We start from the raw sequence: 15,076 nt of genomic DNA on the forward strand, positions 1-15,076 counted from the left end.
GAGCTACACGAACTCCGGGCGCCCGGAGCCGTCGTTGCCGTCCCGCCAGACCGGCTGCGGCGGCGGCACGGTGGCGAGGATGCGCTCGATCACCGCGCGCGGGTCGATGTTGTCGGCGACCGCGTCGAAGGTCAGGCCGAGGCGGTGGCCCATCACGTCGAGCGCGACGGTCTGGATGTCGCTGGGCAGCAGGTAGTCGCGGCCGTGGATCAGCGCGAGCGCGCGGCCGGACGAGATCAGGCCCAGGGTGGCACGCGGGCTGACGCCGAGCTCGATGATCGGCTCGAGGTCTGGCAGGTGGAAGTCGGCCGGCGTCCTGGTCGCCATCACCAGGCGAACCGCGTACTCCGCCACCAGGTTGTGCACGAAAACCTGCTCGGCCGAGCGCTGCAGCTCCATGATCGTCTCGGGCTGGAGCACCTGACGAGCCTGCGGCGGGTCAACGCTCATCCGGCGGAGGATCTCGAACTCCTCATGCCCGCGCGGGTGCGGCACGTCGATCTTGACCAGGAACCGGTCCCGCTGCGCCTCGGGCAGCGGGTAGACGCCCTCGGACTCGATCGGGTTCTGGGTCGCGATCACGATGAACGGCTTCGGCATCGGGAAGGTCTGGCCGCCGATCGACACCTGCCGCTCGGCCATCAGCTCCAGCATCGCCGACTGCACCTTGGCCGGCGCCCGGTTCACCTCGTCGGCGAGGACGAAGTTCACGAAGGTCGGGCCGAGCTCGATGTCGAACGCCTCGCGGGTCTGCCGGTAGATCCGGGTGCCGACGATGTCGGAGGGCACCAGGTCAGGGGTGAACTGGATCCGGGCGAACGAGCCACCGACGACCGAGGCGAAGGTCCGCACGGCCAGCGTCTTGGCGACACCCGGCACGCCCTCGAGCAGGCAGTGCCCCTTGGCCAGCAGCGACACCATCAGCGTCTCGACCATGTGCTCCTGCCCCACGATGACACGCTTGACCTCGTTGATGGCCTCGCTCACCAGGTGGGACTGCTGGGCGACTGACCCAGCGGGCACAGTGGTTTCGGTCATGCCTGTCCTTCCGGGGTCCACACGGACCTTGTGTGCTCGGGAACTCCCGCCATTCCATCAGATCCCTGGGGCCGCGCACGAGCACGCCCCGCCCGGGCCCGCTCCTATCCTCCCCACCCAGCCAAATCGGGACACTTCCGGCGTTCCTGATCGCAGTCTGTGACGAGTCCCGGTACGACGTATCGCCGGGCGTGGGCGACATCTCTACCACTGGTCTGGTTGGATTGGATGCGATGACCGCGACCGAGTCCCGATCCGCTGCGCCGACGGCTACTCCCCCGGCCGGCGAGCCCGCGCGGGTGGTTCCGGACGGCCTGCCGCTGCTGCCGGAGGATCCGCCGCGGGTCGGCGATTTCTGGCTGCAGTCCCGGCTGGGCGCGAACGCGGCCGGCTATCTCTACGCGGCGAGTGACGACAGCGGCCAGCGCGCGGTCGTCGCGATGATGACCGAGGGTTCCGCCGACGACGCGGCCGCCCGGGACCGGTTCGTCACCGCGGTCGACGAACTGCCGACAGAAGCCGTGCTGGCGCACAACGACTCGGATGACGACGACCTGGCCCTGTGGGTCGCGCTCGGGCCGGTCCGCCCGGACGACGGCTCGAGTTCGGCCTCGGACGAGCGGATCATCGCCGAGCGTCGCGGTGAGGATGTGCTGTCCGCGGTGCTGATGGACCGTGTCCCGCAGCTCGGGCGGTTCCGCGGTCCGGACTTCCGGCACTACTGGGAGAACCGCCGCCGCCCAGGCCTGTTCCGGATCTGGCCGCTGCCCTGGCCCGCCGTGTTGCGCCCGGCGTCCCGTGTCGCGCTGATCCTGGCGTTGGTCACGATGGCGTTGATCATGGGACTCGCGATGTTGATCGCGTGGCTGCTGTTCCGCAATGCCCCCGAGGTCGACCCGGGCCCGGTGATCCCGACCCCGAGCGGCACCTCGACAGTCACGGTCACCCCGACGACGCCGCCCCCAGGCACCGTCTCGCCGAGCCCCGGGCCAGGCACACCGACGTCCACCGTCACTGTGACGCCGAGCCCGGGTGCGACGATTACCGGACCGTTCCCCACTGGCGGCACTCCTGGCAGCCCGGGCAGCGACCCGAGCGACCGCTTCTAGCCGATCAGCTTCCGCAGTTCCTCGTCGCGCCAGAGAGCGGCCGGCACGGGCTGGCGGACCAGTGCCGCATCGGCCCGGATCTCGGCCGGACTCGCCGCGCCGATCAACACCGACGTGACGGCCGGATGCCTGCTGGGGAAGGCCAGAGCGGCCTGCGGAAGGGAGATCCCGTACCCCTCACAGACCGCGGCGATCCGGCGAGCCTTGACGTTGCCGACGTCGTCCGCCGCCTCCTTGGAACGGTCCGTCTGCAGCACCTGCCGGGTCAGTACGCCGGACACTATCGCTGCCACCCCACGGGCCTGGCAACGATCCAGCAGCGGTTGACCGGACTGGTCGAGCAACGAGTACTGACCGGCCAGCAGAATCGCGTCCAGCTCGGTGTCGCGGACGAGTCTGTCGAGCAGCTCCCAACGGTCCGCGGCTGCGCCGATCGCATGCGTCACGCCCTGCTCGCGAAGCTCGTGCAGCGCCGGGTAGGCCTCGTCGATCGCCTGCTGCCAGTGCTCCCCCGGATCCTCGAGGAAGACGAGATCAACCGAGTCCAGGGCGAGCCGCTCAAGGCTCTCGGTGATGGACTGTCTGATCCCGGCGGCCGAGAAATCGGTCCGCAGCCCTTGCTCCGTGACGATCCCGCCGACCTTCGTCGACACGAGGTACTCCCCGCGCGGGCGGCGGGCGAGCGCAGTACCGAAGCGTTGTTCGGAACGGCCCAGGCCGTAGGCCGGTGAGGTGTCGAAGAACCTGATCCCCGCTCCGTACGCCGCGTCGAGGGTCGCGGTGGCGCGGGCGTCACCGTCGGGGTCGGGCAGTTCGCCGATCGGGGATCCGCCCAGGCCGAATCGTGGCGGGCGGAACTTCCGGGTCACGCGGCTGGGGACGGCATGGCTGGGAGCTGGCATCGGGCTCCTCCCATCCCTGGTCGGTGTCACTACCAGGATCAGGGATTTGCGACATCCTCGCATCTCGAATTGACGATGCCGAGGTGAGACCCACCCCGGCACCAGTTAGTGGCAGGGAGACTGCGTGGTCCTGTGAGCGCCCCCTGATCTCCATCTACGTAACTGGAACGCTGAGCCAGGACGGATCTCCCGCCGGCGAGCTGAAGGCGACGGTGGTGCCGAGCGAGCTGCGGCCGAGGTACCGCGGGTCGACCGTGTCGACGACCAGGACCAGGTGATGGCCGGCCGCTACCTCCCAGCTCGTCGCCTCCAGCCGGAGGTCGATCGGGAGAGCCTTGCCTGGAGTTGCCCCGCGCAATGTGAATGGCTTGTGGGAGACGAGCGACCCGACGCCCAGCGCATCAACGTCGTACAGATAGGCGAAGAGCGAAGTGTCGCGCCCGCTCGGCGTGACCGTGACGTGCAGCCGCGGCGACCCGTTCAGCACGACTGCGGAGCTGTACGCCGGTCCCGACCAGACCCCCGCGAAGGTCCGATCGACCAGCGGTGTCCCCACCCCGGTCGGGATCGAGAGCAAGCCCTGCAAGGCACCCGACAAGATCGCGACTCCACTGTCGGCAACGGTCGGAACGCCCGCACCGATGCCGTTCGACCACCCGGTCGAGGCGTTCGCCTGCAGCCCACCGGTGCGGGACAACCCCGCCGGCTTGGACAAGTACGACGTACGCGGGGATCCCACCGCTGCCCAGTTCGGGTAGCCGCGCCACACGCCACGCTGCGACTTCAACTGCACGGGCGCCTCTCCGTCAGCGCCGTTGTCCGCGCCGGTCAGGTAATGCCGCAACCACGGAGCGAGCTCGTCCCAGGTCTCGTTCGGCAGGCCGATCGCCCCGGTCGCCTCGGGCGTCGCGTGGTCGCCATGGGCGAACAGCAGCCGCTTCGGACCGGTCAGCCTGGTGAAGAAGTCGGTGTACTGAGTGGGCGGAAAGATCGAGTCCTCGAAGGCGTTCGCCAGGAAGATCGCCGGACGGTTCGCGTTGATCCGGTCGACCACGGTCGCCGCGGACCGGACCGGCGCGAGCGCCTGGGCTTCCGCGATCGCCTCGTCGTACCGGCCGACGACGAACTTCGTCTGCAGCGACTGCAGCTCCGGGCCGGGCCTGCCGGTGAGGTTGCCCAGGGCAAGCAGGGCGGCGACCGACTGAAGGTTCACCGTGTCGTTCGGGTTGAGCGACGCGATCAGATCCGCCCAGCCGCTGAGTGCGCCGACCGCCTTGATCCGCGGGTCCTGCGCGCTCGCGATCAACGAGACACCGGCGCCGTAGGAGATGCCGACGGCCGCCACCTTGCTGGTATCCGCGGGAGTATTGTCGTCGGCCCAGTCGATGATCTTGCTGACGTCGGCAACCGTCGGCGGACCCGCGATGTCGATGCCGCCGGCCGAGTCCCAGAACCCACGACTGCTGTACGAGATCACCTGGAATCCGGCGGTCGCGAGCTTGGACCCCTGACCGACGTACTCGACGTTCGGGACACCCCAGCTGGACGGCATCACCACCAGCGGGAAAGGGCCGGCGCCTTGGCCGGTCGGAGTGAGCACCACCGCACCGATCTCCGTGCCACCCGCGCCGGGGATGCGCTGGTACGCCGTACTGAATCCAGGCGCGGCATCAGCCGTCATCGGGGCAAGGCCGACGCTCGCGGCGATGACGGCAAGGGCAAGCAGGACTCTGCGCACGGCGACCTCCGACTGGGTTACTCCGCAGTTTTACCGAAGGGTAACCAGGAAGTTGCCGCTGTGTCACTAGCTGAATACTGCGAGTCAGAACAGGTTGACGCCGGTGGCTTCCACCGACCAGTCCCACAGGCGCTTGGCGAGCTCGGGGTCCTGCGCGATCTTGGACGGCTGGACCACCTTCGGAGCCCCGCGCTGCTCGAGGAAGCGCGGACCGACGTAAGTACCAGGGCGCACGTCGGGCCACGTCGCGGCGTACAGGCTGGGCATGGCACCGTCCGCGGCGGACTGGCCCAGGAGCTTCGTGCCGAGGCTGAGGACGCGGGCCTCGAGGTTGACGCCGCCGAGCTGAGGGCCGGTCGTCTGGAGGTGGGTCTGCGCGTAGCCGGGGTGCGCCCCGACGCTCAGCAGGTTGGAGCCGGCGGATCGCGCCCGGCGGTCGAGCTCGAGCATGAAGAGCAGGTTCGCGAGCTTGGACTTCCCGTACGCGTCCCACTTGCGATAGCCGTTCTCGGCCTTGAAATCGGCCTGGCTGATCCCACGGGCGGATTTGTGCACGAAGGAGCTCACGGTCACGACCCGCGGGTGCTCGCTTCGCAGCAGGAGCGGCAACAAGTGCGCGGTGAAGGCGAAGTGCCCGAGGTGGTTCGTGCCGACCTGCAACTCGAACCCGTCGGCCGTCTGCCGGTACGGCGTTGCCATCACGCCGGCGTTGTTCACCAGGAGGTCGAGCGGTTCGGTCAGTTGCGCGGCGGCCTTCTCGACGCTGCTCAGGTCCGACAGGTCGAGATCGAGGACCTGGGGTTTGTCGCGGTTCGAGGCGGCGGCGAGCTCAGTCGCGGCCCGGGCGGACTTCTCCGGGTTGCGCGCGGCGACGATGACCTCGGCGCCGTGTCTGAGGAGTTCGAGAGCGGTCTGGTAACCGAGGCCGCTGGTCGCACCGGTGACGACGGCGCGACGGCCGGTGAGGTCAGGGATGTCCGCAGTGCTCCAGCTCATGCGCCCACAGTAGCGCTGGGCGCATGAGCTGGTTTGTCGGTTTGCTGTCAGAGGATCTTGCGGGCCTTGAAGGCCTGGGTGACTTGGTCGGCCGCGGCCTTGCCGTAGAGCAGGCGAGCGGACTGCACGGTCACCTTTGCAGCCGCCGCGAAGGTGGTGTCGGGCGTGTAGAAGAACGTGCCCTGCAGGATCACCTTGTTGGCCTTGGTCCGGCCTAGCGCCTTGCTGATGTCCCACAGCGCATTCGACCAGATCTCGCCGTCGTCGTGCACCTCACCGTCGATGTCATCGGTGGTCTTGCCGGTGTCGGTACGGCGGAGGCAGTGCTTGGGGCCGCTCGTGTAAGACGTGGCGTCCCAATCCATCACGCACGGCAAGTCGTAGCCCTTGCTGACCGGGACCGACATCGTTACGGCCCAGTAGTCCCCGAAACCCTCGCCGATGGAGCCCGCCTCGATCGTCTCGCCGAAGCCGGGCACGACGTCGTCCTGGATGGCGTGGCCGTACTCGTGCCAGATCACCTCGGCGTCCTCGGCGTCGTCGACGCCACCCGTGCCGGTCGTGATCATGTCGGCCGACGGGTCGTAGAACGAGTTGTCGTCCGGGATCGTGTTGATCGAGAAGTCCTGGGACTCGTTGTTGACCTCGGTGAAGCCGAGCGAGTGGATGTACTCCTGCGTCTGGTTGACGTGGTAGTACGCCATCACCTGCTCGAAGCGGCCGTTGGCACGCTGGTAGACGAACGTGTTGTTCTTGTTCTGCGCGACGCCGCCGGCGGCTTCCGTGATGTTGACGTAGGTGCCGTTGAGCTTGCCGCTGCCGTCCAGGTTGCGCAGGATCACGTTCTTCTGCGCCAGGAACAGCTCGTTCTGGTTCTTGTCGTTCTGGTCGGTCAGGTTCTCGTTCTTCTGCGACACGACCGGGTTCGGGTCGAACACGGACCCCTTGCCGTCCACGTTGTCGCTGATGACCTTGGACTCGACCACCACGCCGGACTTGGCGTCCACCAGTGAGCGGCTGACGCCCTCGGTCGAACGCGACGTGACGTTCCAGACCAGCCGGGCGTTCGAGCCGCCGACGACTGCGAGTTGGGCGGCGCCCTGAGTTGCCGCTGGGGTCGTGGTGACGCCCTTGTTCGGCGCCGCGATCCGGTTCCGGGCGGCCCGTGCCGTCACGACGGTGTTGGCCGACTTTGTGGCGGTTGCCGCAGGCACCGATGCGGACACGTCCAGCGATTCCGGTACGGCGTCCCGTCCGTCGGAGAGCTGAACGACCTTGCCGAACTTGTCGATGTGCTTCGCGTAGTACCCGTTGATCACCGGCAGGCCCTTGAAGGTTTGCTGGTACCAGTAGTGCTTGCCGAGCAGCGAGGTCTTCGTGCGGATCAGCTTGAGGTTCGGCGGTAGTGCCGCCGTACTGGAGCTGGTGACGGCCGCGTTGGCGGCGGCGGTGCCGGCCGGAGTTGCTCCCGCGGCGCTGGTGAATGACATTCCCAGCGCAAGTGCCGCGCAACCCGCGGTGATCGCCGCTAGTTGGCGTTGCACCTGTTTCGTCATACGCATTCCCTCCCGGTGTCGACGACGACCGTAGCGGTACGACTACGGTCCGTCGCGACCCTAGTTGGCCCCGGGCCCCACTGGGAAGCAAATCTCCGCGTCGGTAAGGGCGGGCAAGGGAAAACATCTATCCCCGGCCATCAGCCGGGCTGGCCGTTGGTAGCGGACGGAACCTGGCCGCTTCTCGCCTTAGCGTTGACCTCGCCAACAGGAGAGGATCAGCCATGTCGAAGTTGAGTCTGCGAGCTCTGAACCGCGCCACCTTGGAGCGGCAATGGCTGATCGAACGCCGAACCGCTTCCGCTCTCGACGCTGTGGAGCACCTCGTCGGCATGCAGGCCCAGATCCCGCTCTCCCCGTACGTCGGGCTGTGGTCGCGGCTGGAGGGCTTTCGACCTTCCGAGCTCGCCGGACTCTTGGAGGACCGGGAAGCCGTTCGCGGTTCGATGATGCGGGCAACGATCCACCTGATGTCGAGCCGGGACTTCCTGGAGATCCGGCCGCTGGTGCAACCGTGCATGGATCGGGAGATCTACCAGAACCAGAGCTACGGACGGAAGCGGCTGGAGGGCCTCGACCTGCCCGCCGTGCTCACTGCCGGTTCGGCTTTGATGGCCGCGGGTCCCGCTACCGCTGTGCAACTGCGGGAACACCTCGGGCCGCTATGGCCGGATCGGGAACCACCTTCGCTTGCGCACGCAGTACGGTGCCTGTTGCCGACGATCCAGGTTCCGCCGCGCGGTGTCTGGGGCAAGGGCGGCAACCCGGCGATGTCCACCGCGGAGTTGTGGCTCGGCTCGCCTCTGAACGCGTCGCCCTCACTTGACCAGCTCGTACTGCGGTATCTCGCCGCGTTCGGGCCCGCCTCTGTCGCCGACGCCCAAGCCTGGTCGGGGTTGACCCGGCTGGCCGAGGTGTTCGACCGCCTCGATCTGCGTACCTATACCGACGCCGAATCCGGCCGTATCCTCTACGACCTCCCCACCATCTCCCTCCCCGATCCCGACCTCCCGGTCCCGACCCGGTTCTTGCCGGAGTACGACAATCTTCTGCTGTCCCACGCCGACCGCAACCGGTGGATCGACGACACGCAACGCTCACAGTTGCTGGTTCGGGAGGTGCTCACGCGTGGATCCGTGCTCGTCGACGGCCGCGTCGCGGCGATGTGGAAGCTGGAGAAGCAGGGAAACAAGTCCGCCGTACTGGAGGTCGAACCGATCGACAAGCTGACCGCACGTGCCCGCTCGTCGGTGCAGGCGGAGGGCCTGCGTTTGATCGAGTTCGCTGCCTCATCAGCCGCCACCGTTGACGTCAGGATCGTCGGGTGACCGTACTCAGCCAGCGCGCCCTGAACCGAGCCACCCTGTCCCGCCAATGGTTGCTCGAACGTCGCCCCGCCTCCGCCCTGGAGGCGATCGAGCAGCTGGTCGGGATGCAGTCGCAGGCCGCGCTCGCGCCGTACACAGGTCTTTGGACGCGGCTGGTGGACTTCGACCCGGCGGAACTCGTCGGGCTCATGCACGACCGCTCGGTGGTCCGCCTGTCGCTGATGCGAAGCACCATCCACCTGGTCAGCGCGACCGATGCCCTCGGCATCTATCCCCTCACCCGGCCCGTCCACGCCCGCGGCCTGGCGTCCAACCAGACGATCGCGCCACTCCGCGCCACGATCGACCTCGACGCCTTGGCGGTCGCCGGCAGGCGCCTACTCTCTGCTCAGCCTCTCAGCGGCCCCGACCTCGGGGCTGCCCTTGCTGAGGAGTTCCCCGGCTACGAACCGGCGGCATTGTCCCGCGCTGTGCGGGATCTCCTCGCCGGAGTACAAGTTCCGCCCCGCGGCATCTGGGGCAAAGGCGGCCAGCCCATCACCACCACCCTCGAGTCCTGGCTGGACCGGCCCCTCACCCCATACACGCTGGAGACCCTGGTCCTCCGCTACCTAGCCGCCTTCGGCCCGGCTTCCCCCATGGACATGCAGCAATGGTCAGGCCTGACCCACCTGACCGAGATCTTCGACCGCCTACTCCCCCAACTCCGCACCTACACCCACGAAGAAACCCGCCGCCGGCTCTATGACCTCGCCTCAATCACACTGCCGGACCGGGACACCCCGGCCCCGGTGCGCTTCCTCCCCGAATTCGACAACCTCTACCTGTCCCACGCCGACCGAACCCGTATCCTCGCCGACGCCCACCGCCCCAAGGTCTTCACCAACAACGGCATCATCAAAGCGACCGTCCTCCACAACGGCCTCCCCATCGCGACCTGGAAGGCATCCCTCACCAAGTCCACCGCCCACCTCGAACTCACACCCCTCACCGCCATCCCCAAGCACGACCGCGGCGCCATAGAGGCAGAGGCCTACCGCCTCCTGACCTTCCTCGCCCCCACCGCCCAATCCCACACGATCGAATTCGCCAGCGTCCCCTGAACGCACGAACAGCTCGACCCCAAAGGGATCGAGCTGTCCGCGTCTCGCACTTACGCTCGCCGAATCTGCAGAAGCAGAGCCGACGTCGCAGCCACGAGCGGCAAAAGCCCCGGATAGAACACCGTCACGGCAGCAACCACGATGAGGACAACCCGAGCGATCTGCCGTAGCAAACCAGCCAGTGTGACCAACAACGAGGTCAAGGCAACCAAGTTGGCATCCCAACGCTCAACTTTCTTGACGAAAGATGTGCGCCTGTGGCGGGTGTTTGCGAACGCCATAGGGCCGAACTCCCTAGGTCAGGTGAACGAGTGCCATGGCTGCGCGAACAACCACTCGGCGAATCGATCACAAGTGAACGAAAAGCACCGAGTGGTACTTCTGTCTGTCCGCCCAGGTTAACAAGGCGAATGGTGCACCGGCCAGGCAAGTTCCGGGCGGTGCTGTCTAAGCGTCCGGTATGGTTCTGATGTCGGCGGAGGTGCGCGAACACCGATGATGCCGATGAGACCGCGGCGCATCAACGGACCGAACTCCGTGCGCCGCGGTCTGCTAAGCCCGAAGGTTGACGAGTACCGGGCCTACGCGGGCGCCATTCGACCGTGCCAGCGAAACCAGCGCGTGCCCGGCCGAAACCCCCGTGATGATGTCCGACACGGTCCACCGCGCCCGCTCAATCCGGCGCACGCTGAATCCCGACGTCTGACTCTGACTCCGCCCATCCGGCATCCCGAACTGGTTGTACTGCGTGCCTGTCTGCGCACTCCGGTTGATCGTCGTCTCGGTCACGTACTGGTCGCCGAACCATCGCGAGAACACGTCGGCGTCTTGCGGATCAATGCCGCCGAAGACTGCCTTACATCCGGTCGATCCGAAGATTGTCGCTCGCACCTCGATCGGGAAGTCCGACATGGTCTGCGACAGCAGCACCAACCCGGCATTGTTCGATCGGAGCTTCTGCACGCCCCGGGCGACATAGTCATCAACGAACCGACCAGCCTCGTCGATCACCAACGCCTTGAAGATCGAGCGGTCGGTCTCGGAGGACGAGGTGATCTGGACGAACTGTGAGACCACGAGCCTTGCCAGGATGCGGGACGCATCCGGGTATTCCGCCTCTGGCAGCGCCACCCGCACGCGGACAGGTCTGCTGAGATCGCGCATCTGGAACGTGGGGCCTGGGTGATCGAGCAGCCTGCGCAGGGCAGGCCGGTCAAGCAAGGCGAACCTCTCGACCAAGCTGGCTGCCGGATCCGCCGTCCGCTGCGTCTGGTTCTTGCGAGTATCGAGAAGAGCCTTCAGCTCTTTGGATCCAGGCCCCTTGAGGCGTTCCTTGACCCGATCTATCGACGACTGCTCCGCTCGAAGCAGCCCGAGTAACTCCGGCACCGTCGGCCAGCGTTCGTAGGCAGCTTCGAATGGCGCCAGGCAGGCATACAAGGCGTTCTTCGAGGCGTCGATGAAGTACGCCTTGTCGTCGCTGACCTGGGGCGGCAGCAAGGCCGATGCCAGCCGGTCAGCTGCAACGTCGGCAGTGCGAGACCCACCAAAGAGGCTGAACCCACAGGTCGGATTCAACGGGTCGATCGTGACATCGAACCATCCGTCATACGCGAAGTCCGTCGACTTCGGGTCGACGACGACCATGCTCGCCTTCCCCGCTAGCGCCGCCAGCGACAGATGCTCCACGATCGGAGTAGCGATGCCACGAGTCTTACCCGATCCTGGCGGCCCGATGACGAGCATCGATGTCCTCAGCACATCCAGGTCAATGCCGAAGTCCCCGGTGATCTCGAAGTCACTCCGGTGGTCCGGCACCACCTCACCAAGGCGAACTTGCCCGGCAAGCAGGTTGTGTCTCGCGAAGCGAGCGCCCGGTAGGTCGCGTTGCCGCGAAGGATGAACGAGCGCCGCACTGCGATCCGCCTCGATTGCCCGGGCGAGCCGCTCCAGGCTTGCGGGGTCTGCGGCCGTCTGCCGAAGTGCGAAGGCGATCCGCGCGCGGTCGACATCTCCGAAGTCAGCAGCTGCCGCCAACTGGTCGAGTTGACTTGCCAGAGCGGGCTGCGAACTCCTGATCGACTCCCAGGGTTGAGTGCTGACAACGGGGACGGGGTGCGAGATCTCGTCAGGCGGGTGGGAAATGGCCTCCGCTAGGGCGGCCAGCTTCTTCTTGACAGCATCAAGCTGCGGGAAGCGCTTGTTCATGATCCGCTGCTCTGGAGGTAGCGCTCGAGGGCAGTAATGCGATCAGCAACAGACGGATGAGTCGAGTAGAGAGCCCCACGCCAGCCCGCAGCACGTCTGGCGACATCCTCGCCCTGGGCCTGAAGGTCGTACAGCATGGCGACAGTGTCACGGCCATAGCCAAGCTGTGCTGCGACCTGATCTGCCATCAACTCGCCGCGTCTGCTGAACCACGCCAGCGGTATGGGCACGATGATCGGCAGCATTGAGTAGAACACCCAGCCGAAGCCGTGGTGGAACCAAAGGGAGTTCAGGAACAAGCCGCCAAGGCCGAGGAACACCACCGCTCCGATCAAGCATCCGAGCGCTGGCACCTGCGCCGCCCTTCTGAAAGCGCTGCGCACCAGCGCCACCAACGCCCGACCCGGTAACGCGTACCAGAACGCCACCAACCCGGCCCACGGATGTCCGCCTCGGTGATGGCCCAACTCGTGGGCCAGAACGGCCTGTAGTTGCCGGGGCGACAAGACGTTGAGCGCCCACCGGGTCACCGCGATCGACCTGCCTGCCATGGCGAACCCATTGATACTGTCGGACTCCTCAACCCACAATTTGTAGTACTGCGGATTGATGTTTAGGCGCGAGCACACAGCCCGCCAGGCAATTTCGAGTTTCTGCTGCTCCAGCGCTGTTGGCCGTCGCAGTCGGAAGAGGTACTTGGCGAGATAGTCCTCCATCGGCGCCCAGAAGATCACCAATCCTGACAAGATCCAGAGGACCACCAACAGCACGGCCCAAACGCCGTCGAACAGCAGAGCCGCGATCCAGGCGACGACACCGAAGCTCCACAGCGCCCAGGGGAGGCCGAGCAGCAATTCGGCTGCTGACGGCACCGACATTCTCGGCCCCTGGGAAGTGGCCGGCATCGGCGGTCGCGGGTCGGCTGACGAGAAGGACCCCGGAGCGAGATCGGGGGCATCGGGGGCGCCACCGCCATCCTGTCGGCGCGGCGGCTGCCAATCATCTGGCGAGAACGAACCCGGCTTGTCGTCGGGGCCATCAGATCCGCTCATCGGACCTCCTCGACCCTTCGGACGGCTGCACTCCGGACATCCTTTCGCTGTGACCCACACGGTACTCGACCCACGTCTTCACCCAGGCCTCTCTCATGCACGCGAGTCAGTACATCGACACGTGCACGTGGTCGTAGTGGCCGCCGGTTGCATCCGAGGGATTGTAGACACCGCCACCGTTGTACGGTCGCCATTGACCAGTGCGCGCACTCCAGATCCTGCCGTACCAGATGACGTAACGAACACCGGTGGTGCCGGCGGTTTGTAGTGTCCAGTTCGCGACTTGATCGCCCTTGGTACGCGCAGACGCAGACTTGCGACCATCCGCGCCGACCATCACATCACAAGCCTTTCCCTTGGGATGATCACTGGTCGGATTCCACAGGTGGGCGTCCCAACAGGACATGCTCAGGTTCTGGAGGGCTGTGCGAGCCTTCGCAACCCAGGCCGCCGTTCGGGGCGTCAGCATGCCGCCAGTACCGGTCGGATCGGGAACCGACTGAACCTCGGGAGGCCAGGTACCGGCGATAGGTTTTCCGTTCGTCAACCCGCCGCCGCACTGTGCAGCTGCTGCCACCGCCGACGGCGGCGCGGCGGATGGTGCCGGGTGAGCTCCGGATCGGCCCGCGTAGGGGTCGCCAGGCCTGTTCAGGTCGATGCCTGCCTCTTCTGCGATGCTGCGTGCCGAGTCTTCTTGGCGTGCATACGCGTCGGGGAAAGCCGATACTTGGACGGCCTGTGCCGCAACCGTGTAGGGCATCGATTCCCAGCCATTGATGTCGACGAGGCCCGGCGGGCTTGGCGGTTTGTCACCGCCGAAGAATGCTTCCGCCGCATAGACCGGGTCCCTGATCTGCGCGACTGTTCCCCATCCGGCGGACGGTCGTTGCTGGAAAAGGCCGACAGAGTCTCTGTCCCCGTAGGAGAGATTCTGCAATTGCGATTCTTGTAGGGCTGTCATCAGGGCGACCAAGGTGGCCTGGCCAGGCAGGCCTCGAGAGACTGCCACCCCGTCGATGATCCTCGCGTAGGCGACCTGAATAACGCGAAGAGGCCCCGTGGGCTGCGGATCGTTCGCGCCTCCCGGCGCGCCTGGAGGACATGCTGCACTGACCTGATCCCCTCTGGCTCCGAACGGAGCCAGCATGACGACGACCATCAGAACGATGAAGCCCCCGATTGCAGCGACTTTGGTCATGGCGCCCTTCGCAGCGCCCAGGCCGGACGCCTGCGCCAGGTCCCTCGCGCTATACATCTCGCTCGCCGAGGTTGTCTGCGTTCATGGGCCGGTCCCGCCGTTGACAGCACTCACGACCCACCGTTGGCCCTCCGGAATCACGGTCACCAACAGAGGAACGTCGAACTGGCCAGCACCCTTGCCGGTCGTGGCGACTCTGACTGTGACGAGCCTGGTGATTCTGGTCGGCGTGTCCACCGGAGCCGTATCAGGCCGTGGAGCCACGACTGATACTGATAACACCTTCGATGCCCCACCCGCCGCCGACAGAGCCTCGTAGGTCGCGTCACCTGCACTAGTGAAGCTGGATGCCAATTCTGACGTCGTGAACTGCGCCGCTCGATCGACCAGCTGCTCGTAGGTTTCAGCCGCCGGTGTCCGCGTGTAGAACAGGTTGGCCCAACTCGTCGCGATCTGGTTGGCGGACGCGGTCTCCGCTGCTCCCGGCCTTTCCGTCTGGATCGGAGGTGTGCTGTTGGAAGGGGTACCGGTCGAACCATCCGTGGATGTCGCCGCTTGCGTGGGTTCAGGCACGTTGGTTCCGGACGCCGCGGGGGTCAACAACCCAACAGGTCCCTGGTCGCCGGAGTCGCCCTTGAGCAGGCGCGGCAACCCACCGCCGATACCAAGCACGAGGATCGCGAGCAGGATGATCACAGCGATGACACCGACCGGACTGGCCGGCTCGTTCTGCCGCTGATCGCGCAGCATGGCCCGCTGCTTGGCAGCGTCGTCCCGCCGACGTTGCCTCCGAGACCGATGCCCTGGTGCCTCCTCTGCAGGAGTGGTCATCCAAAGATCATCGCCAT

At 66.4% G+C, this 15,076-nt stretch carries 12 protein-coding genes; 3 read left to right on the plus strand and 9 right to left on the minus strand.

Annotated elements, in window-relative coordinates:
• Positions 1-3: 3 nt before the first annotated feature.
• Positions 4-1,038, minus strand: a complete 1,035-nt coding sequence (locus tag ABD210_RS17795; protein WP_344112706.1) for an AAA family ATPase — start codon at positions 1,036-1,038, stop codon at positions 4-6.
• A gap of 233 nt (positions 1,039-1,271) precedes the next feature.
• Here ABD210_RS17795 and ABD210_RS17800 point away from each other — a divergent pair, with 233 nt between their 5' ends.
• Positions 1,272-2,147, plus strand: coding sequence for a hypothetical protein (locus ABD210_RS17800; protein WP_344112708.1), 876 nt, complete (start codon positions 1,272-1,274; stop codon positions 2,145-2,147).
• Here the strand turns inward: ABD210_RS17800 and ABD210_RS17805 are convergent.
• The 4 genes from ABD210_RS17805 to ABD210_RS17820 form a co-directional block, all read right to left on the minus strand.
• Positions 2,144-3,049, minus strand: a complete 906-nt coding sequence (locus ABD210_RS17805) for an aldo/keto reductase (RefSeq protein WP_344112710.1) — start codon at positions 3,047-3,049, stop codon at positions 2,144-2,146. The genes ABD210_RS17800 and ABD210_RS17805 overlap by 4 nt on opposite strands.
• Positions 3,050-3,203: 154 nt before the next feature.
• Complete coding sequence (locus ABD210_RS17810; RefSeq protein WP_344112711.1) at positions 3,204-4,787, minus strand: CocE/NonD family hydrolase; 1,584 nt, start codon at positions 4,785-4,787, stop codon at positions 3,204-3,206.
• 84 nt (positions 4,788-4,871) lie between these two features.
• On the minus strand, positions 4,872-5,783 hold the full coding sequence (locus tag ABD210_RS17815; RefSeq protein ID WP_344112713.1) for an oxidoreductase: 912 nt from the start codon (positions 5,781-5,783) through the stop codon (positions 4,872-4,874).
• A gap of 47 nt (positions 5,784-5,830) precedes the next feature.
• Positions 5,831-7,339, minus strand: coding sequence for a M36 family metallopeptidase (locus ABD210_RS17820; RefSeq protein WP_344112714.1), 1,509 nt, complete (start codon positions 7,337-7,339; stop codon positions 5,831-5,833).
• 224 nt (positions 7,340-7,563) lie between these two features.
• Between ABD210_RS17820 and ABD210_RS17825 the strand changes: the two genes are divergently transcribed.
• Together ABD210_RS17825 and ABD210_RS17830 are read left to right on the plus strand one after the other, a co-directional pair.
• Positions 7,564-8,667, plus strand: coding sequence for a winged helix DNA-binding domain-containing protein (locus ABD210_RS17825; protein ID WP_344112715.1), 1,104 nt, complete (start codon positions 7,564-7,566; stop codon positions 8,665-8,667).
• Entirely contained in the window at positions 8,664-9,770 is a 1,107-nt protein-coding gene (locus ABD210_RS17830) for a winged helix DNA-binding domain-containing protein (protein WP_344112716.1), read from the plus strand. The genes ABD210_RS17825 and ABD210_RS17830 overlap by 4 nt, the downstream gene beginning before the upstream one ends.
• 552 nt (positions 9,771-10,322) lie before the next feature.
• Here the strand turns inward: ABD210_RS17830 and ABD210_RS17835 are convergent.
• From ABD210_RS17835 to ABD210_RS17850, 4 genes are all read right to left on the minus strand, one after another.
• Positions 10,323-11,978: a type IV secretory system conjugative DNA transfer family protein gene (locus ABD210_RS17835; protein WP_344112717.1), complete on the minus strand. Its 1,656-nt coding sequence runs from the start codon at positions 11,976-11,978 to the stop codon at positions 10,323-10,325.
• Entirely contained in the window at positions 11,975-13,030 is a 1,056-nt protein-coding gene (locus tag ABD210_RS17840) for a M48 family metalloprotease (protein ID WP_344112718.1), read from the minus strand. Before ABD210_RS17840 ends, ABD210_RS17835 begins: the two co-directional genes overlap by 4 nt.
• Positions 13,031-13,136: 106 nt before the next feature.
• Positions 13,137-14,228 carry a VldE C-terminal domain-containing protein gene (locus ABD210_RS17845; protein WP_344112719.1) on the minus strand — a complete coding sequence of 364 codons (1,092 nt, stop codon included), beginning with the start codon at positions 14,226-14,228 and terminating at the stop codon, positions 13,137-13,139.
• Between the two features lie 81 nt (positions 14,229-14,309).
• On the minus strand, positions 14,310-15,059 hold the full coding sequence (locus tag ABD210_RS17850; protein WP_344112721.1) for a hypothetical protein: 750 nt from the start codon (positions 15,057-15,059) through the stop codon (positions 14,310-14,312).
• Positions 15,060-15,076: the final 17 nt, after the last annotated feature.

Source organism: Kribbella alba, from assembly GCF_039529635.1.
GTDB classification, from domain to species: Bacteria; Actinomycetota; Actinomycetes; order Propionibacteriales; family Kribbellaceae; genus Kribbella; species Kribbella alba.